A 17,317-nucleotide genomic window follows, 5' to 3' on the forward strand; every position below is an offset into this window, starting at 1 on the left:
TGAGTGGCCTCGGCGCTGATCAAGAACCTGAAGATCGGTGGCGCAGAATTTTCCACTCACCATCCTGCTGCGCTACCAGGCCGCGGATGTCCAGCATGGTCAACTGCCCGATCACCTCGGTCTCGGGCATGCCTGCAGCCACGGCGATCTGGTCGACCGAGCGTGACCCGCGCCCGGGCAGCGCCTCGTACACCGCGAGCTCCTCCGGATTCAACCCGTCCACCTCGCTTCCCGGACGCGGCTGTTCGGATGCCAGCTCCCCGTAATTGCCGACCAGCTCGACGATCTCCTCGGCTCGGGTGACGAGATGAGCCCCTTCGTCGTTCTTGAGCAGTTCATGACAGCCCACCGACGCCGCCGACGTGATCGGACCTGGCACCGCGCACACGTTGCGGCCCAACGCTTTCGCCCACGCCGCGGTATTGGCCGCGCCGCTGCGGATACCTGCCTCGACCACGACAGTAGCCCCCGACAGCGCCGCGACCAATCGATTGCGGGCCAGGAAATGACGCCGGCACGGTCGGCTTCCCGGCGGATACTCCGTCACCACCAACCCGTGCCGAGCCACCCGATGCAACAGCGCGGAATGCCCCGACGGATACGGCACATCGATCCCCGAGGCCAACACCGCCACCGTCACTCCGTCGCACGACAACACCGCCCGGTGCGCAGCACCGTCGATCCCGTACGCCCCACCCGACACCACAGCCACGTCACGCTCCACCAGGCCGGCCGCCAGATCAGCGGCGGCGAACTCGCCGTAGGCACTGGCCGCTCGGGTGCCGACCAGCGCCGCCGCCCGGGCAGCGACGTCGACGACCGATGACGGGCCCACCACCCACAGCACCATCGGCGCATACCCCTGCGGCCGCCTGGCCTTGTCCACCCCGTCGAAGCTACCGAACGCCGTGGCCGGCCACTCCTCGTCCGTCGAGGTCAGCAAGCGTCCACCGAGCCGATCGAGGATGTCCAGATCATCGCGGGCACAATCGATCTCGTGCCGCGCTGCAGTAGAAGACAGCAGCTTCGCATCGGTGAGGTCGCGCCGACGGATGCGCTGCTCTGCCTCCACCGGCCCCACCGTCTCAGCCAGCACAGCGATCCGCGGGTTCGGCACCTCCGCCACCCGCGACAGATACGCCCACGCCCGCCTCTCCTCCTCGGTCATGTCCGCTCTCCCACCTGCCGGTACGACAACGCCGAGACCACATGCTCACGAGTCGGCGTCACCCCACCCGCCAGATCACACAACGTCCACGCGACCCGCAATGTGCGATCCATGCCCCGGATGCTCAGCAACCCGCGGTCGACAGCGGTCTTGACCGGTTTCATCGCGTCTGCGCTCAGACGGAACCGCTTCCGCAGCAGCGCGCCGCTCACCTCCGCGTTGGTGCTGACACCGTGCGGACGCCACCGCTCGTGCGCGGCCTCGCGTGCCGCCCAGACCCTTTCTCGCACAGCTGCGGTCGACTCCCCGGCCTCGTCGGCGAACGTCCCCGCCCGCGACGCGTGCATCTCGACTCGCAGATCCACGCGGTCCAACAACGGCCCCGACAACCTGCTGCGGTAGCGGCGTCGGTCGACCGAGGCGCACACGCAGTCGCGGGGGTCGGGCGGCGCGCACGGGCACAGGTTGGCGGCCAGGACGAGCTGGAACCGACACGGGTAGCTCGCCACGCCCTCGCGACGGGCCAGGCGAATGACGCCGTCTTCCAACGGTGTTCGCAACGCCTCGAGGGCGGAGCTGTTGATCTCGGCGAACTCGTCGAGGAACAGCACGCCGCGGTGGGCCCGGCTGACCGCACCCGGCCGGGCCATCCCCGAACCTCCCCCGACCAGCGCGGCCACGCTCGATGTGTGGTGCGGCGCGACGAACGGGGGTCGGGTGATCAGCGGTGCGTCACCGGTCAACAGGCCGGCAACCGAGTGGATCGCGGTGACCTCCAGCGCCTCGGGTTGCGACAGCGGCGGCAGCAGCCCGGGCAACCGTTGCGCGAGCATGGTCTTGCCCACCCCGGGCGGGCCCGTCATCACCAAGTTGTGCCCGCCCGCGGCGGCCACCTCGACCGCCCGGCGCGCCTGCGGCTGACCCACGACATCGGCCAGGTCGATCGACACCTCGGGCGCCTGCTCGGGGTGGTCGATGCGGGCGTGCAGATCGCCTTTGCCAGCCAGCCACGCGTGCAGCTGCCCCAGCGTCGCCACGCCCCACACGTCGACGCCGTCGATCAGGCTTGCCTCGGCCAGGTTCTCGACCGGCACCACCACCGTCGGCCAGCCGTGACGCTGCGCCGCCAGCACGGCCGGTAGCACTCCTTTGACCGGTCGTACGCGACCGTCGAGCGCCAACTCCCCCAGTAGGACGGTCTTCTCGAGCCTCGGCCACGCCTTCTTACCGTTGGCCGCCAGCACTGCCGTTGCCAGCGCCACGTCGTAGACCGACCCCATCTTCGGCAGCGTCGCCGGTGACAGCGCCAGCGTCAGCCGGGTCTGCGGCCAGCTGAACCCGCAGTTGTTGATCGCGGCCCGCACCCGGTCCCGGGACTCCTGCAGCGCGGCATCGGCCAACCCGACGAGATGGACCCCCGGCAGACCGTTGGAGATGTCGGCCTCGATCTCGACGATGTGCCCCTCGACCCCGCGCACGGCCACCGAGAACGCCCGCCCGAGCGTCATCACCCCACCCCCTGCAGATGGGTGACTTCGGGCGTGCGGGTGCGGCCTATCGTGACGGCGATGACGTCGATCCGCAGCTGCGGCCAGCTGCCGCCGCGCGCAGCCAGCCACAGACCGGCAAGCCGGCGCAGGCGCCGCAGCTTCGTCGGCGTCACCGCGGCGAGCGGACCGCCGAACTGATCGCCGGTACGCGTCTTCACCTCCACGAACACCAGCGCCCGCGCGCCCTCGTCGGCGGCCACGACATCGAGCTCCCCGTATCTGCACCGCCAATTGCGGTCGAGAATCACCCAACCGAGCCCGCGCAGATGGTCAACCGCAAGCTGTTCTCCCAGCGCCCCGATCTCGGCGCGACTGTGTGTCTTCGTCATGCCGTCACCCTGGCGCGGCCCCCCGACACAGCCACCCGTCTGCGAGCTGTTCATCCCCAGAGCCGATTCCATCCACAGACGCCGCGGTTTCGCCGGCGTCAAAACCGGGGAACCGGGGAACCAACGCCCCACCTGGAGGACACCATGGCCACACGACCTGCGAACCTGCACGGCGTCGCCCACCGCGCGACCGGCAGCAACGCTTTCGAATACGCCGCGCGCGCCGGATTTGCCGCCAGCGGCGTGCTGCACCTGCTGGTTGCCGTGATCATCGCGCAGCTGGCCTTCACCGGGGCGAGCGGCAACGCCGACCAGTCCGGTGCGCTGGCCACGCTGGCGGCCCAGCCTTTCGGCAAGATCGTCCTGTGGGTCGCGGCAGTGGGCCTCGTCGCGCTCGGCCTATGGCGCGTGGCAGAAGCCATCATGGGCGCCAAACCTCGCGAAGGGTCGGGGCACAAGGGTGACAACCCCGGGTGGAAGCGGGCCAAGTCCCTCGCGCTCGCGGTGGTCAACTTCGCGATCGCATTCTCAGCCGCGAAGTTCGCGATGGGCAGCGGCCAGTCGAGCAGTCAGCAGAACTCCGGCATGTCAGCCCAGCTCATGCAGTCGGGCGGGGGCAAGCTGCTGCTCATCGCGATCGGCATCGGCGTGATCGCCGTCGGCGGTTACCACGTGTACAAGGGCGCCTCCGAGAAGTTCCTCGAGGAGCTGACAGTCTCGGGCGGGCGCCTGGTCACCGCAACCGGCGTCGCCGGCTACGTCGCCAAGGGCCTGGTGCTCGGCGGTGCCGGCGTCCTGGTCATCATCGCAACACTGCAGGCCGACCCCGCCAAGGCCAGCGGACTCGACGCCGCGGTCAAGACACTGGGCCAGGCCCCGTTCGGCAAGTTCCTTCTGATCCTGGCCGCCCTCGGAATCGCTGCGTTCGGCGCCTACAGCTTCATCAGGAGCAAGTACAACCGGATGTGAGACCCAGGTAAGGTCGCCCTTATGCGGCCGCTGATCGACCACCTGCGCCGGTTCGCAGCCAACACGGCCGTCCTCACCGAGACAGAAGAACTGACCTACGGTCAGCTTGCGGATCGCGTCGAAGCCCGCGCAGTCACGTTGTCACGCACCCGCGCGCTCGTGCTGCTCGAGGTCAGCAACGACATCGACACCTTGACGCACTACCTGGCGGCACTGGCCGCGGGGCATGTGGTGCTGCCCGTTCCCGCCGGCGGTGACACCGCCGCGCTGACGACTACCTACCGGCCAGACGTCGTCATCGATCGCACCGGCGTCCACCACCTCGACTCGAGCGGCCACGATCTGCATCCGGATCTGATGCTGCTGATGTCGACGTCCGGCAGTACCGGATCCCCGAAGCTCGTGCGGCTCTCCCGGACCAACGTCGGAGCCAACCCCCGGGCGATCGCCGACTATCTCGGCATCCTCGAAACAGATCGAGCCGCAACGACTCTGCCGATGTCCTACTGTTACGGCCTGTCGGTGGTGCACAGCCATCTGCTCGTCGGGGCGGCGTTGATCCTCACCGATCGCTCGGTGTCCGATCAGCAGTTCTGGGAGCTTTTCGTCCGGCACCGCGGCACCACGTTCGCCGGTGTCCCCTACACGTTCGAACTCCTCGAGCGCGTCGGCTTTCCCCACATGGCGATGCCACACCTTCGCTATGTCACCCAGGCCGGCGGACCGATGCCGCCCGACCGCGTGAGACGCTACGCCGCGCTCGGGGAGCGCCGCGGGTGGGACCTGTTCGTCATGTACGGCGCGACCGAAGCGACCGCTCGAATGGCTTATCTGCCACCACATCTCGCGCAGGAATACCCGCAGGCGATCGGTGTTCCGATTCCCGGCGCCACCCTGACTCTCGAACCGCTCGACGGCTGGTCCGACGACGAGGTCGGCGAACTGGCCTTCCGCGGGCCCAACGTCATGATGGGATACGCCGAGCGCATCGAGGACCTGGCGCTGGGCCCCACTCTCGACGAACTGCGCACCGGGGACGTCGCTCGTCGATGCGGTCCCGGGCTCTTCGAGATCATCGGCCGGACAAGCAGATTCGCGAAGATATTCGGACTGCGCATCGATCTGCAGCGGATCGAGCGCACCCTGGCCGAGCACGGCGTGACCGGCCTGTGCACCGAGACCGATGAGCGGCTGGTGGTCGTCGCCGAAGGCGCCCACGATCCGGCCGACGTGCGCAGACTGGTCGCCGACGCCACCACCCTGCCCGTGAGCGCGGTCGACGCCGTCGCCGTGCCCCAGTTGCCCCTGCTGCCCTCGGGCAAGCCCGACTACCCCCGAGCCCGGACCCTCGTCGCACCGCGCGCGGAGTGGGGCGACGACCTGGCAGGCGTGTTCGCCGACGTGCTGCACCTCGACCCTTCCGAAGTCAACGATGACGCCACGTTCGTCGACCTCGGCGGCAACTCCCTGACCTACGTGACGATGTCGGTGCGCTTGGAGCGCCTACTCGGCCACCTGCCTGCGGACTGGCCGCGCCTGCCCATCCGCGAGCTCCGGCGCCGGCCCACGCCGCAGCCACGCTGGTGGCGCTCCTGGGGCAGCACGGTGGAAACGAGTGTGGCGCTGCGCGCGCTGGCGATCGTCCTAGTCGTCGCGTCCCATGCCGAACTGTTCGAGATGTGGGGCGGGGCGCACATCCTGCTCGGCATCGCCGGCTACAACTTCGCGCGCTTCTGCCTGACCCCGCTCCCCCGTTCAGTGCGCGTCCGCCACCTCGGTGCCACCATCGGTTGGATCGCCGGGCCCGCCGTGGCGTGGATCGCCCTCGCGCTCGTGGTCACCGAGGACTACCATCTGTCGAACCTGTTGCTGGCCAACAAGTTCCTCGGTCCCCACGACAGCATGACCGCGGGCCGGTTGTGGTTCGTCGAAGTGCTGGTGTGGACGTTGGCGGCGCTGGCCGTGCTGTTGTGGCTCCCGTCGGTCGACCGGGTGGAGCGCCGGTATCCGTTCGCGTTCGCGGCCGCGTTCCTCGCCGTTGGTATGGCACTGCGCTACGACGTGCTGGGCTTCGGGCTGGGGCGAGACGCGTGGTTCACGATGCTCGCGTTCTGGTTCTTCGCCGCCGGCTGGGCAGCAGCGAAGGCGAGCACGAACCTGCAGCGTCTCGCGGTGACGGCGGTACTGATCGTCGGCGTGCACGGCTATTTCGGCTCTACCGTGCGTGAAGTCCTGGTGACCGCGGGGTTGGTGCTGCTGATCTGGCTGCCCGCCGTGCGGTGTCCCGCCGCGGTGGCCGTCGCCGCGGGGGCGGTCGCCGAGGCGTCGCTCTACATCTATCTCACGCACTTCCAGGTGTATCCGATGTTCGGCACCCACAAGCTCTACGGCGTGATCGCCTCGATCGTCATCGGTATCGCGTTGACCGCGGTGATCACCCAGATCCGGCATCGGATGCGGGATCGCCGGGTCACGAAGAAGAATCCGGGTCGGGCTCCCGCTCTGCGATGAGCCCCTCCTGCGTCAGCGTGGCGGCGATCGCACCGTCACGTCGGATCAGCGATGCGGTGACGACTCCCCGGCCGCGGGCGGCGGCCGGGGAACGACATTCGAGCAGATTCCACTCGTCCGCCCGCAGCTCGCGGTGAAACCACATCGACGAATCCGTGGTCCCGCTGCGGTGCGTGCGCGACCGCATCGAGTAGCCGTGGACTTGCAGTGCCGGGTCGATCAGATACACGTCGGTGACGTAGGCGGCGACCAGCGTGTGCAGCAGCGGGTCGTCACCGAGATCGACGTCGGCGCGCCACCACAACCGTCGGACGAACTTTTCGCCGGCGCCCGCGTCGACGAGCCTGAGGTCGAGTTCGTCGAGCGGCATGGACGGTGCCGGACCGGCAGGTCCGGTGCGCGGCAACGTCTCCGGGTCCGCACCCACGTCACTCCCGCCGTGCTCGGGACCCGTCAGCGCCGCGGCGAACGACACCGTCGCCGTCGTCAGCAGCCGCCCGTCCTGAGTGGCGTCGACCCGCCGCGATGCAGCGGTACGGCCGTCGAACACGCGGTGCACCGCGTAGTCCACCGTGGCTCCCGCATCCCCACCGCGCAGGAACTGCAGATGCAGCGCAGTCGGCGCCTTGACGGTCTCGACGGTGCGCGCGGCAGCGGCCAGACTCTGCGCGACCAGTTGGCCGCCGTAGGCGCGCTTGCCGTCCGGGCCGCTCGCCCGGCCGCGCCAGTGGTCGTCGTCGACGGCGGTGACGTCGAGCAGGTCCACCAGCCGGCTCATGCGACGGCTCCCGCCGCGCGCAGTGCGTCGACCCGGTCCGCATCGAGGCCCAACCACTCGCCCAGTACGGTCGCGGTGTCATCGCCGAGGGCCGGGGCGACGTCCGGCGGCGGATACGTCCCGTCGATCGCCATGGGCACTCCCGTCGCCGCGTACCGCCCGATGCGCGGCTGCTCGAGAACGGTGAACAGCGGGTTGGCCGTGACGAGTTCGGAGGCGGCGGTCTCGGCGAACGTGCGGTACCGCTCCCACAGCACCGAGGTGCCGGCCAGCGCGGCAGCGATCTGCTCGCCCGTGTGGCGGGCGAACCAACCGGCGAACAGAGCACCCAACGCGTCCCGGTGCACATAGCGCTCACCTTCGTCGGCGAAGTCGGCACCCAGCGAATCAGCAAGCGCGGCAACGTCATCGGCAGTCTCGGTCATGTCCGTGAGGTCGCGGAAGTGTCGGTTGGTCAGCGCAACGACCATGAAGACCGAGCCGTCGCTGCCGCTGAAGTCCCGCCCGTAGGTACCGTAGACCGCATTCCCGATCCGGCCCCGCGACGTCCCGCTGACCATGGCTTCGGTGAGCAGGCTGAGGTTACTGGCCGTGGCCAGCGCGACGTTCTCCAGCGGGATCGTGACGTGCTGTCCCTCGCCGGTGGCGTCGCGGTGGCGCAGAGCGGTGACCACGGCCAGCGCTGCGTAGAGCCCGCAGGTGACGTCCCAGGCGGGCAGCACGTGGTTGACCGGAGCCGCGGAATCGGGTGCGCCCGTGACCAGCGGGAAGCCGATCCCGGCGTTGACCGTGTAGTCGACACCGGTGCCACCGTCGGCCCGCCCCGACACCTCGACCTGGATCAGATCGGTTCGCCGTTCACGCAACGTCGGATAGGCGTGCCACGGCCGGCCGGTGACGTTGGTGAGGAACACACCGCTGTCGGCGATCAGCCGGGTCACGACGTCGTGCCCGGCGTCGGAACGCATGTCGACGGCCAGTGAGCGCTTGCCCTTGTTGAGCCCGGCCCAGTAGATACTCTCGCCCGCGTCGGTCAGCGGCCAGCGGTGGTAGTCGGCGGCACCTCCGATCGGGTCGATCCGGACCACCTCCGCGCCGAGCTGCGCGAGCGTCATTCCCGCCAGCGGTACCGCGACGAAGCTGGAGATCTCGACGATCCGCACCCCGGCCAGCGGCCTATCAACAGTGACAGTCACGGCGCCAAGTGTAGGGAGGGCTCAGATCAGCTCGATCGCCTCGGCGATCGACGGCAGCACCCTGCTGGGACGGAAGGGGTAGCGGTTGACGTCCTCGATCGTCGTCGAGCCGGTGAGCACCAAGATGGTCTCGAGTCCCGCCTCGATGCCGGCGACGACGTCGGTGTCCATCCGATCCCCGACCATCACGGTGTTCTCCGAGTGCGCCTCGATCTGGTTGAGGGCGCTGCGGAACATCATCGGGTTGGGTTTGCCCACAAAGTAGGGTTCCCGGCCGGTGGCCTTGGTGATCATCGCCGCGACTGACCCCGTTGCCGGCAGCGGGCCCTCGGCCGACGGGCCGCTGACGTCGGGGTTGGTGGCGATGAATCGGGCGCCACCGAGTATGAGCCGCACCGCCTTGGTGATCGCCTCAAAGGAGTAGGTGCGGGTCTCGCCGAGCACCACGAAGTCGGGCTCGACATCGGTCATCGTGTACCCGGCTTCGTGCAGCGCCGTGGTCAGGCCGGCCTCGCCGATGACGTAGGCCGAGCCGCCGGGCAGTTGGTCGGCCAGGAACGTGGCGGTCGCCAGCGCGGATGTCCAGATCGCAGACTCCGGCACGATCAGACCGGAGCGGGCCAGCCGGGCCGCGAGGTCGCGCGGGGTGAAGATCGAGTTGTTGGTGAGGACCAGAAATGGTCGCTCGCGGTCGGCGAGGGTCTGGAGGAACTCGGCGGCCCCGGGGAGCGCGTGTTCCTCACGGACCAGCACGCCGTCCATGTCGGTCAGCCAGCACTGCGGTGTGGAGCGCATGCCCCCAGTCTGTCAGGCGAGGCAAGGCCGAAGACGGCGTGACCGGACGATCGCTCAGCGGCGGGTTCGACGCCGCAGTCGCGGCAGCGCGCCGACTATGTCGCGGTAGGTGCCGGTATCGAGGACCGCCGGCCAGGTACTGCGACCGCCACGATGTTCCCGCTGCAGCCGATTACCCAGCCACCGCAAGCTCATCGGCACCGCGAAGGCGTACAGCAGCAGGTGCTCGGCCAGCGGATCGCGGTGGTAGCGCACCGTTGTGCCGCCGTCGGTGTAGCGGTTCACCAGATCGTCGACGTCGCCGACGTCGACGATTCGGTCGTGCACACCCTGGATCATCAGGACCGGCATGCTCGGGATCGCCTGGCCGAGCCGCGTCATGTCGAAGATGTGCCGCAATTCGGGTAGGGCGAACAGTTCATCGAAGGTCAGGTCGACGTAGTCGGCGATGTCCTTGTTGCGCAAGCGGCGGATCGCCGAGCCCGTCGACATCTCTTCGATCTCGCGCAGCAGCGCCTTGCCCTCGTCGGTCGCGTGCCTGTCGACCACTGCGCGCGCCTCCGGGAACACGTGCACCAGGGAGGCGATCATCAGGGCGGCCAGACCTGCCCAGGGGGTCGAGTTCAACCGTCGCGCAACGTTTTCGGGGTCCACGACGGGCGAACCCATCACGGCGCCGGCCAGGTCGAGTTCGGGGGCGTAATCCGACGCCGCTTCGGCGGCCCATCCGGTGGCCAGCCCTCCGCCCGAGTATCCCCACATCGCCATCCGGGCGTCCGGCGACAATCCGAGCGCCTCGTGTGAGACAGCGGCCCGCAGCCCGTCGAGCACGCGGAAACCCGCTTCGTAGGGGGCGCCCCACATGCCCTGCAGCCCCTCGTGATCGGGGATGGAGACCGCCCACCCGCGTGCGAGCGCCGCAGCGACCACGAGGAACTCGGCCTGCACCGACGCTCCGACCAGCTGCGACCCGAGGCGCAGCGCATAGGACGGGAAGCAGCGTGCGGCGACGGCGTCGATGGCGCACTGATAGGACAACACCGGACAGGTTCGAGGGTCCCGGCCTCTAGGGACCACGACCGTGGTCACCGCGACCTCGGGCCGGCCGTGCGCATCGGTGCTGCGGTACATCAGCTGAGTCGCTGCACCCCGACGGATCCGTCCGAAGAAGGCCAGCTGCACGCGTCGCGACCGCACGACGGTGCCCGGCCGCAGTTCGTCGATGCCGGGCGGCGGATCGTAGAAGGGGTCATCGCCCGGTTGGAGCACCGGCGACGACGAGGCCGTTCGGCCTGCCGCGCCCTGTCCGACGTCCTGCCCGACTTCCACGCTTCGATCCATCCCTACTCCGGCAGCCGCAGCTCCGGCTTGTCGACCTCTTCGATGTTGACGTCCTTGAACGTGATGACGCGGACCTGTTTGACGAACCGGGCGGGCCGGTACATGTCCCACACCCACGCGTCGCCGAGTCGCAGCTCGAAGTACACCTCGCCGTCGGCGTTACGGGGCACCATCTCGACGCTGTTGGCCAGATAGAACCGCCGCTCGGTCTCCACGACGTAGCTGAATTGCCCGACGATGTCCTTGTACTCACGGTAGAGCGAGAGCTCCATCTCGGTCTCGTACTTCTCGAGATCTTCGGCACTCATCGGCTCAGCTGTCCTTCGCGTAGGTCATACATCTCTGAGTCCACCGAACCCAGTGGACTCATCCTGTCAAAATCGTCTCGGCCATCATTGTCGTCCTGCCCATTGGGTTCCCCCGTCACGAGCCGTCGAACGTTGATGAACGAGTAGCGGTGTTGGGCCGACGGCCCCAGCCGGGCGAGCGCCGCACCGTGGGCCCGCGTGCTGTACCCCTTGTGTTCGGCGAAACCGTAGCCGGGATGCTCGTCGTCCATCGCGACCATCAGCCGGTCACGGCTGACCTTGGCCAGCACGCTGGCCGCCGCGATGCACGCCGCCGCCGCGTCCCCGCGGATCACCGGCAGCGACGGCGTCGGCAACCCGGGCACCCGGAAACCGTCGCTCAGTACGTAACCGGGACGCAGCGGGAGGCCGGCCACCGCCCGTCGCATGCCCTCGATGTTCGCCACGTGCACGCCGCGGCGGTCGACCTCCACCGAGGGGATGAACACGACGTGGTAGGCGAGGGCATAGCGTTTGATCAGCGGGAACAACCGCTCACGTTCGGCTTCGCCCAGTTTCTTGGAGTCGTCGAGCGCGGCCAGGCTGTCCATGCGGTTGGGCCCCAGCACGCACGCCGCCACCACCAGCGGTCCGGCACACGCGCCTCGGCCCACTTCGTCGACGCCGGCCACCGGGCCGAGTCCGGCCCGGTAAAGCGCCGATTCCAGGGTGCGCAGACCAGACGACCTGCGGATCACCATCCTCGGAGGCCACGCCGGCACTGTCGAGTCTCCCGCTAGCTCTGCGGATCCACCGAGCTCACGCCACCCCACCGCGACGGCGGCCAGGCGATGAAGCGGGCCTTGCCGATCACGTTGTCGACGGGGATCGTTCCTGCGACCGGGTCGCCGGTGCACAGAACGCCGCGCTGCACGTCAGCAGGCTCGTTGGAGCAGTGTGCGCGGGAGTCCGCCGAGTGGGTGCGGTTGTCGCCCATCACCCACAGCCTGCCCTCGGGTACCGTCACCGGCCCGAATTCGTTGCCCAGGCACGGGTAGACCGCCGGGTCGGCGTTCATGGTGTTCGGGTCGAGATAGGGCTCGTCGAGTTTCTTGCCGTCGACCGTCAATCCCGTGGTCACGCGGCATTCGACGGTCTGCCCGCCGACGGCGATGATTCGCTTGACCAGGTCGTTCTCGTCGGGCGGGACGAAGCCGATGAACGACAGCGCATTCTGCACGGTGCGGAGGGCCGGGTTCTCGGAACGGATCGACTTGTAGCCGATGCTCCAGTTGGGCGGACCTTTGAAAACGATGACGTCGCCGGGTTCCGGCTGGGAGAACCGGTAGGTCAGCTTGTCGACCATGATGCGATCGCCCACACACCCGTTGCAGCCGTGCAGCGTGGGCTCCATGGATTCCGAGGGAATCAGATAGGGCCGCGCGATGAAGGTCAACATCACGTAGTACAGGACCACCGCAACGGTGATCAGGATCGCCGCTTCGCGCAGCGCTCCCCGCTTCTTCTCCGGCGTGTCCTCGGCGGACTCCGGCGGGTCGAGCGTCTCGTCGGCGGACGTGTCGTCGGTCTCGGGGGTGTCCCTGGGTCCGGTCACGAGATCAGCGTAGCCACGAGCCAGCGTGACGCCGCGCCGATCACGGTCCGCCGAAGCGGTGTCAGCGCTTCTCCTTGATCTTCGCCTTCTTGCCGCGCAGCTCACGCAGGTAGTAGAGCTTGGCCCGGCGCACGTCACCGCGGGTGACGACGTCGATGTGGTCGATGTTGGGCGAATGCACCGGGAAGGTGCGCTCCACGCCGACGCCGTAGCTCTCCTTGCGGACGGTGAACGTCTCACGGATGCCACCGTTCTGGCGGCGGAGCACGACACCCTTGAAGACCTGGATGCGCTCCTTGGAGCCCTCGATGACCTTCACGTGAACGTTGATGGTGTCACCGGGACCGAAATCCGGGACGTCGTCGCGCAGCGACGTCTGGTCGACGAAATCCAGCGTGTTCATCGGTCACACTTCCTCGGTGTCGGCGGCTGCTGGCGGCGTCGCGGTGACGCGCGCAGAGCCTGGTGGTTCGGGCGTCTGGGGCCTGTCGTGCAGCGGGGCGCCGGAGTACCGGCCGTGCACAGACAACTGCCCAATTGTGCCAGACGGGGCCCCGATCTCCGAAATCGGCGCCGATCCCGGCGACTGGACCGATGACCGACCCGCGACCGGCGCGATGACGGGGCGATGACGGGGGCGCCGTCGGCGGGCTTGCCACGCGATGCCCAGCGGGTACACAGCAGTTACCCTGGACGCACGGGTGCGCCGTGTGTCGAACCCGTTCCAGGCTTCAGGTTAAGCCCACTCCCGGGAGGACGAGCGATGCGACCGCGGCCGAGGCAGCTGGCCAAGACCGCAGCTGGCCTGAGCGTTGTGGCCGTCGCCATGGGCGGCTGCCAGGCGGAGGTCTACGGCTCGCGGCCCACTGGTCCGCAGCTCACCGTGGTCGCGCCCGTGGGCACGGCCGAAGCGCTCCCCGACCAGCCCGTCGATCAACCGGCCCCCACATTCCGCGGCCTCGCCGACCGCGAGCGCCTGGCGACGGCGACGGCGGCTGATGAGGGTGCCGACATCACCGCGGCGGTGCTGGACCGCAACACCGGGCAACTGGTGACCAACGGCAACGACCGGCCCATCGCGATCGCCTCGGTGGTCAAGTTGTTCATCGCCGACGACCTGCTGCTGCAGGTGGCCACGGGACAGACGACGCTCTCGGCCGACGATCGCGACATGCTCGACGTGATGCTGCGCTCCTCCGATGACAGCGCAGCCGAGGTGTTCTGGAACCGCAGTGGCGGCACCGCGATCATCAATCGCGTGGTCAGCCGGTACGGGCTCACCTCGACGCGCCCACCCACCAACGGCAGGTGGTTCAACACGGTGAGCACGGCGACCGACCTGGTGCGCTACTACGACAAGCTGCTGGCCGGGACGGGCGGCCTACCCGGCGAACAGGCGAGCGTCATCCTTTCGAACCTGGCCGCATCGACGCCCACCGCCCCCGACGGCATGGTGCCCGGCGGGGTGTACCCCCAGCGGTTCGGCATCCCCGAGGGGCTGCCCGGCGATCCGGTCGCGGTCAAGCAAGGATGGATGTGCTGCGTGAATTCCGACTGGATGCATCTGTCCACCGGCGTGATCGGCCCGGACCGTCGCTATGTGATGGCCATCGGCTCGATGCAGGCATCGGACGCAGCGACTGCCCGCAAGACCATCACCGACGCGGTCCGCATGATGTTCCCGGACGGCCGCATATGACGACTTCGAGGAGATACATGCAGAGCTGGCCCCGGCGTCGCGTGACGTCCTCCGTGCTGTGCGCCGTCGCGCTCGTCGCCGGCGGCTGCCAGGCGCAGGCGCCCGCACCTGAGCGCACTCAGTCGTCGGCGGTAGCGCCGCAGAGCAATTCGGTGCCGCTGCCGGCCGCTCCCCCGGCGCAGCCGTCGGCCGGCATCGTCGACCTCGATGCCCGCATGCAGAAGGCCACCGATGACGCTGCGTCGGCCACGGGTGCCGACATGAGGGCCGTGGTGCTGGACCGCACCACCGGACAGGTGGTGTCTGACGGTGGCGATCGCCCCTTCCCGATCGCGTCGGTGGTGAAGTTGTTCATCGCCGACGACCTGCTGCTGCAGGTGTCGCAGGGAAAGACCACCCTCACACCCGCCGACCGGCAGCAGCTCGACATCATGTTGCGGTCCTCGGATGACAGTGCTGCACAGAACTTCTGGGATCGCAGCGGCGGCAACGCGATCATCGGGCGAGTGGTGGCCCGGTACGGGTTGACCGGCACGACGGCGCCGTACAACGGGCACTGGGACGTGACGCAGAGTACGGCGAGCGACCTCGTGCGCTACTACGCCAAGCTGCTCGACGGCAGCGGCGGGCTGCCCCGCGAGCAGGCCGACGTGATCCTCGGAAACCTGGCGCAATCCACCCCGACCGGCACCGACGGATATCCCCAGCGCTTCGGCATCCCCGAGGGCCTCTACGCCGAGCCGGTCGCCGTCAAGCAGGGCTGGTTCTGCTGTTGGAACGGCGGTAATCAACTCCACGTCTCGACCGGGGTGATCGGCGCCGACCGCCGGTACGTGATGGCGATCGGTTCACTGGACCCGACGAGTGAGGCGGGCGCGCGCAAGGACATCACCGAGGCCGTCGAGACGATGTTCCCCGGCGGCAGGATCTGAGGACGCGGCAGCTCTCAGTCCAGCAGGTCGGGCCGCCGCTCCCGGGTGCGCTCGAATCCCTGCTCCCGTCGCCACGCGGCGATCCGGGCGTGATCCCCCGAGCGCAGCACGTCCGGCACCTCGAGGTCGCGCCACACGGCGGGCCGGGTGTAGCTCGGCCCTTCGAGGAGTCCGCCGACCGACTCGGAGTGCGAGTCGTCGCGGTGGGATTCGGGATTGCCGAGCACCTCGGGCAGCAGCCGCAGCACGGCTTCGATCATCACCACGGCCGCCGATTCACCGCCGGGCAGGACGTAATCGCCGATGGACACTTCCTCGACCCGCATGCGCCGGCCCGCGTCGTCCATCACCCGCTGATCGATGCCCTCGTACCGGCCGCACGCGAACACGAGATGCTTCTCGGCCGTCCAGCGCTGCGCCACCCTCTGCGTGAACAGTCGACCGGCCGGGCTGGGCACCACGAGAAGCGTTTCAGCAGAACAGATCTCGTCGAGCGCTTCGCCCCACACGGGAGCCCGCATCACCATGCCGGGACCGCCTCCGTACGGGGCGTCGTCGACGGAGCGGTGGACGTCATGTGTCCAGCGGCGCAGATCGTGCACCGCCACGTCGACGATGCCGGCATCGATCGCCCGCCCGGGCAGCGACTGCCGCAACGGATCGAGAAACTGCGGGAAGATCGAGATCACGTCGATGCGCATGCGGGTGCCTTCTCAGCTCAGGTCGAGAAGACCCTCGGGCGGGTCGATCACCACGGAGCCCTCGGCGAGCGACACCGACACCACGATCGCGGACACGAACGGCACGAGCACCTCGGCCCCGTCCTCGCGCGTCACCGCCAGCAATTCGCCTGCGGCAGTGTGCAACACCTCGGCGACCGTGCCGACGATCACGCCGGCGACGGTCGAGACGGTGAGCCCCTCGAGTTGGTGGTCGTAGAACTCGTCGGGGTCGTCGATCGGGGGCAGCGTCTGCGCGTCGACGAGGAACAACGTGCCGCGCAGCGCATCGGCGGCGTCGCGATCGCCGACACCGTCGAGCCGGATGAGGAGCCGATCGCCGTGACTGCGTACCGACTCGATTCGGTACTCGCGCTCGGCGCCCCCGCGCGGCGCTCGGCCGCGCAGGGTGGCGCCGGAGACGAACCGGCCCTCCGGGTCGTCGGTACGGACGTCGACGGCGATCTCGCCGGTCACGCCGTGGGCCTTGACCACGCGCCCGACCACGAGGTCCATCTACTGGTCGGTGTCCACCACGTCGACGCGGATACCGCGGCCGCCGATACCGGCGACCAGGGTGCGCAGCGCGGTCGCGGTACGGCCACCGCGGCCGATGACCTTGCCCAGGTCATCCGGGTGCACGTGCACCTCGACCGTGCGCCCGCGGCGGTTGGTCACCATGTCGACCCGGACATCGTCGGGGTTGTCGACGATCCCGCGAACCAGATGCTCGACGGCGTCGACGACGACTGAACTCACGGTGTCGCTCAGCTTTCAGTGGCGCCGGCGACGGTGGCGTCCTCGCCCTCGGCGGCGGCCTCGGACTTGTCCGCGGACCCGGACGGATCAGCGGTCGCCTCGATGTCAGAGGCTTCCTTCTTGGCGGCCGGCGCCTTCTTCTTCTTGGGCGTGGTTGCCTCGGTGGACGGGCCACCCTCGGCCTCGGCCAGCGCGGCGTTGAACAGGTCCAGCTTGGAGGGCTTGGGTTCCTTGACCTTCAGCGTGCCCTCGGCGCCGGGCAGGCCCTTGAACTTCTGCCAGTCACCGGTGATCTTCAGCAGCGCGAGCACGGGCTCGGTGGGCTGAGCGCCCACACCCAGCCAGTACTGGGCGCGCTCGGAGTCGACCTGGATGAGGCTGGGCTCTTCCTTGGGGTGGTACCGGCCGATCACCTCGATGGCGCGACCGTCGCGGCGGCTGCGCGCGTCGGCGACGATGATGCGGTACTGCGGATTGCGGATCTTGCCCAGACGGGTCAGCTTGATCTTGACAGCCATGAAGAAACACTCCTACTGAGGTGCCACGCTGCAATTCGGCGATACAGGCGGGTTGCCCGATCCGGTTTTGCCTTACGTGTGTGACCGTCGCGGGGCCTGAGTCCCGGACAGACAGCCGCTCATTGTGCCAGAGCGCAGGGTGCGAACAGAA

General features: G+C 68.8%; 19 protein-coding genes. 4 read left to right on the forward strand and 15 right to left on the reverse strand.

Annotation, left to right across the window (positions count from 1 at the left end):
- Positions 1–19: 19 nt before the first annotated feature.
- Genes dprA through ACZYYX_RS22800 form a run of 3 tightly spaced genes read right to left on the reverse strand, consistent with a single transcriptional unit; the run spans position 20 to position 3,047 of the window.
- A complete protein-coding gene (dprA, locus tag ACZYYX_RS22790) occupies positions 20–1,168 on the reverse strand; it encodes a DNA-processing protein DprA (protein ID WP_463816895.1) in 1,149 nt (382 codons plus the stop codon).
- Entirely contained in the window at positions 1,165–2,676 is a 1,512-nt protein-coding gene (locus ACZYYX_RS22795) for a YifB family Mg chelatase-like AAA ATPase (protein WP_463816896.1), read from the reverse strand. The genes dprA and ACZYYX_RS22795 overlap by 4 nt, the downstream gene beginning before the upstream one ends.
- Positions 2,676–3,047 carry a YraN family protein gene (locus ACZYYX_RS22800; RefSeq protein ID WP_463816897.1) on the reverse strand — a complete coding sequence of 124 codons (372 nt, stop codon included), beginning with the start codon at positions 3,045–3,047 and terminating at the stop codon, positions 2,676–2,678. Before ACZYYX_RS22800 ends, ACZYYX_RS22795 begins: the two co-directional genes overlap by 1 nt.
- Before the next feature lie 144 nt (positions 3,048–3,191).
- On the opposite strand from ACZYYX_RS22800, the gene ACZYYX_RS22805 reads away from it, so the two are divergent.
- On the forward strand, positions 3,192–4,016 hold the full coding sequence (locus ACZYYX_RS22805; protein WP_463816898.1) for a DUF1206 domain-containing protein: 825 nt from the start codon (positions 3,192–3,194) through the stop codon (positions 4,014–4,016).
- A 21-nt stretch (positions 4,017–4,037) separates the two neighbouring features.
- Positions 4,038–6,527, forward strand: coding sequence for a non-ribosomal peptide synthetase (locus ACZYYX_RS22810; RefSeq protein WP_463816899.1), 2,490 nt, complete (start codon positions 4,038–4,040; stop codon positions 6,525–6,527).
- Here the strand turns inward: ACZYYX_RS22810 and ACZYYX_RS22815 are convergent.
- The 8 genes from ACZYYX_RS22815 to rplS all read right to left on the reverse strand — a co-directional run bounded on the left by ACZYYX_RS22815 (position 6,487) and on the right by rplS (position 12,942).
- On the reverse strand, positions 6,487–7,305 hold the full coding sequence (locus tag ACZYYX_RS22815) for an acyl-CoA thioesterase (RefSeq protein ID WP_463816900.1): 819 nt from the start codon (positions 7,303–7,305) through the stop codon (positions 6,487–6,489). The genes ACZYYX_RS22810 and ACZYYX_RS22815 overlap by 41 nt on opposite strands.
- Complete coding sequence (locus ACZYYX_RS22820) at positions 7,302–8,501, reverse strand: CoA transferase (protein ID WP_463816901.1); 1,200 nt, start codon at positions 8,499–8,501, stop codon at positions 7,302–7,304. Before ACZYYX_RS22820 ends, ACZYYX_RS22815 begins: the two co-directional genes overlap by 4 nt.
- A gap of 21 nt (positions 8,502–8,522) precedes the next feature.
- A complete protein-coding gene (locus ACZYYX_RS22825) occupies positions 8,523–9,296 on the reverse strand; it encodes an HAD-IIA family hydrolase (protein ID WP_463816902.1) in 774 nt (257 codons plus the stop codon).
- 54 nt (positions 9,297–9,350) lie between these two features.
- Positions 9,351–10,625: a lipase family protein gene (locus tag ACZYYX_RS22830; protein ID WP_463816903.1), complete on the reverse strand. Its 1,275-nt coding sequence runs from the start codon at positions 10,623–10,625 to the stop codon at positions 9,351–9,353.
- Positions 10,626–10,639: 14 nt separating this feature from the next.
- The gene (locus tag ACZYYX_RS22835; RefSeq protein WP_043407609.1) at positions 10,640–10,945 is read right to left on the reverse strand and encodes a DUF2469 domain-containing protein; all 306 of its coding nucleotides are present in this window, start codon (positions 10,943–10,945) and stop codon (positions 10,640–10,642) included.
- Positions 10,942–11,706, reverse strand: coding sequence for a ribonuclease HII (locus ACZYYX_RS22840; protein WP_463816904.1), 765 nt, complete (start codon positions 11,704–11,706; stop codon positions 10,942–10,944). Before ACZYYX_RS22840 ends, ACZYYX_RS22835 begins: the two co-directional genes overlap by 4 nt.
- Before the next feature lie 14 nt (positions 11,707–11,720).
- Positions 11,721–12,539, reverse strand: a complete 819-nt coding sequence (gene lepB / locus ACZYYX_RS22845; RefSeq protein WP_463816905.1) for a signal peptidase I — start codon at positions 12,537–12,539, stop codon at positions 11,721–11,723.
- A 61-nt stretch (positions 12,540–12,600) separates the two neighbouring features.
- Positions 12,601–12,942: a 50S ribosomal protein L19 gene (gene rplS / locus ACZYYX_RS22850; protein ID WP_463816906.1), complete on the reverse strand. Its 342-nt coding sequence runs from the start codon at positions 12,940–12,942 to the stop codon at positions 12,601–12,603.
- Between the two features lie 360 nt (positions 12,943–13,302).
- Between rplS and ACZYYX_RS22855 the strand changes: the two genes are divergently transcribed.
- Positions 13,303–14,238 carry a serine hydrolase gene (locus tag ACZYYX_RS22855; RefSeq protein ID WP_463816907.1) on the forward strand — a complete coding sequence of 312 codons (936 nt, stop codon included), beginning with the start codon at positions 13,303–13,305 and terminating at the stop codon, positions 14,236–14,238.
- Between the two features lie 17 nt (positions 14,239–14,255).
- The gene (locus ACZYYX_RS22860) at positions 14,256–15,170 is read left to right on the forward strand and encodes a serine hydrolase (protein ID WP_463816908.1); all 915 of its coding nucleotides are present in this window, start codon (positions 14,256–14,258) and stop codon (positions 15,168–15,170) included.
- 14 nt (positions 15,171–15,184) lie between these two features.
- On the opposite strand, the gene trmD is transcribed toward ACZYYX_RS22860, so the two are convergent.
- The 4 genes from trmD to rpsP are packed head-to-tail and all read right to left on the reverse strand — an operon-like array spanning position 15,185 to position 17,166.
- A complete protein-coding gene (gene trmD, locus ACZYYX_RS22865) occupies positions 15,185–15,871 on the reverse strand; it encodes a tRNA (guanosine(37)-N1)-methyltransferase TrmD (RefSeq protein ID WP_463816909.1) in 687 nt (228 codons plus the stop codon).
- A 12-nt stretch (positions 15,872–15,883) separates the two neighbouring features.
- Positions 15,884–16,405, reverse strand: a complete 522-nt coding sequence (gene rimM, locus ACZYYX_RS22870) for a ribosome maturation factor RimM (RefSeq protein WP_463816910.1) — start codon at positions 16,403–16,405, stop codon at positions 15,884–15,886.
- The gene (locus ACZYYX_RS22875; protein ID WP_003928628.1) at positions 16,406–16,648 is read right to left on the reverse strand and encodes an RNA-binding protein; all 243 of its coding nucleotides are present in this window, start codon (positions 16,646–16,648) and stop codon (positions 16,406–16,408) included.
- 8 nt (positions 16,649–16,656) lie between these two features.
- The gene (gene rpsP / locus ACZYYX_RS22880; protein WP_463816911.1) at positions 16,657–17,166 is read right to left on the reverse strand and encodes a 30S ribosomal protein S16; all 510 of its coding nucleotides are present in this window, start codon (positions 17,164–17,166) and stop codon (positions 16,657–16,659) included.
- Between the last annotated feature and the right edge of the window lie 151 nt (positions 17,167–17,317).

Source organism: Mycobacterium sp. IDUB_1, assembly GCF_055419625.1.

Bases quoted from the DNA above. Each gene is read 5' to 3' on its own strand.
- ACZYYX_RS22800 (WP_463816897.1), bottom strand. From the start codon at position 3,047: ATGACGAAGACACACAGTCGCGCCGAGATCGGGGCGCTGGGAGAACAG.
- ACZYYX_RS22795 (WP_463816896.1), bottom strand. From the start codon at position 2,676: ATGACGCTCGGGCGGGCGTTCTCGGTGGCCGTGCGCGGGGTCGAGGGG.
- ACZYYX_RS22805 (WP_463816898.1), top strand. From the start codon at position 3,192: ATGGCCACACGACCTGCGAACCTGCACGGCGTCGCCCACCGCGCGACC.
- ACZYYX_RS22835 (WP_043407609.1), bottom strand. From the start codon at position 10,945: ATGAGTGCCGAAGATCTCGAGAAGTACGAGACCGAGATGGAGCTCTCG.
- rimM (WP_463816910.1), bottom strand. From the start codon at position 16,405: ATGGACCTCGTGGTCGGGCGCGTGGTCAAGGCCCACGGCGTGACCGGC.
- ACZYYX_RS22825 (WP_463816902.1), bottom strand. From the start codon at position 9,296: ATGCGCTCCACACCGCAGTGCTGGCTGACCGACATGGACGGCGTGCTG.
- dprA (WP_463816895.1), bottom strand. From the start codon at position 1,168: ATGACCGAGGAGGAGAGGCGGGCGTGGGCGTATCTGTCGCGGGTGGCG.
- ACZYYX_RS22855 (WP_463816907.1), top strand. From the start codon at position 13,303: ATGCGACCGCGGCCGAGGCAGCTGGCCAAGACCGCAGCTGGCCTGAGC.
- trmD (WP_463816909.1), bottom strand. From the start codon at position 15,871: ATGCGCATCGACGTGATCTCGATCTTCCCGCAGTTTCTCGATCCGTTG.
- ACZYYX_RS22860 (WP_463816908.1), top strand. From the start codon at position 14,256: ATGCAGAGCTGGCCCCGGCGTCGCGTGACGTCCTCCGTGCTGTGCGCC.
- ACZYYX_RS22815 (WP_463816900.1), bottom strand. From the start codon at position 7,305: ATGAGCCGGCTGGTGGACCTGCTCGACGTCACCGCCGTCGACGACGAC.
- rpsP (WP_463816911.1), bottom strand. From the start codon at position 17,166: ATGGCTGTCAAGATCAAGCTGACCCGTCTGGGCAAGATCCGCAATCCG.
- rplS (WP_463816906.1), bottom strand. From the start codon at position 12,942: ATGAACACGCTGGATTTCGTCGACCAGACGTCGCTGCGCGACGACGTC.
- ACZYYX_RS22810 (WP_463816899.1), top strand. From the start codon at position 4,038: ATGCGGCCGCTGATCGACCACCTGCGCCGGTTCGCAGCCAACACGGCC.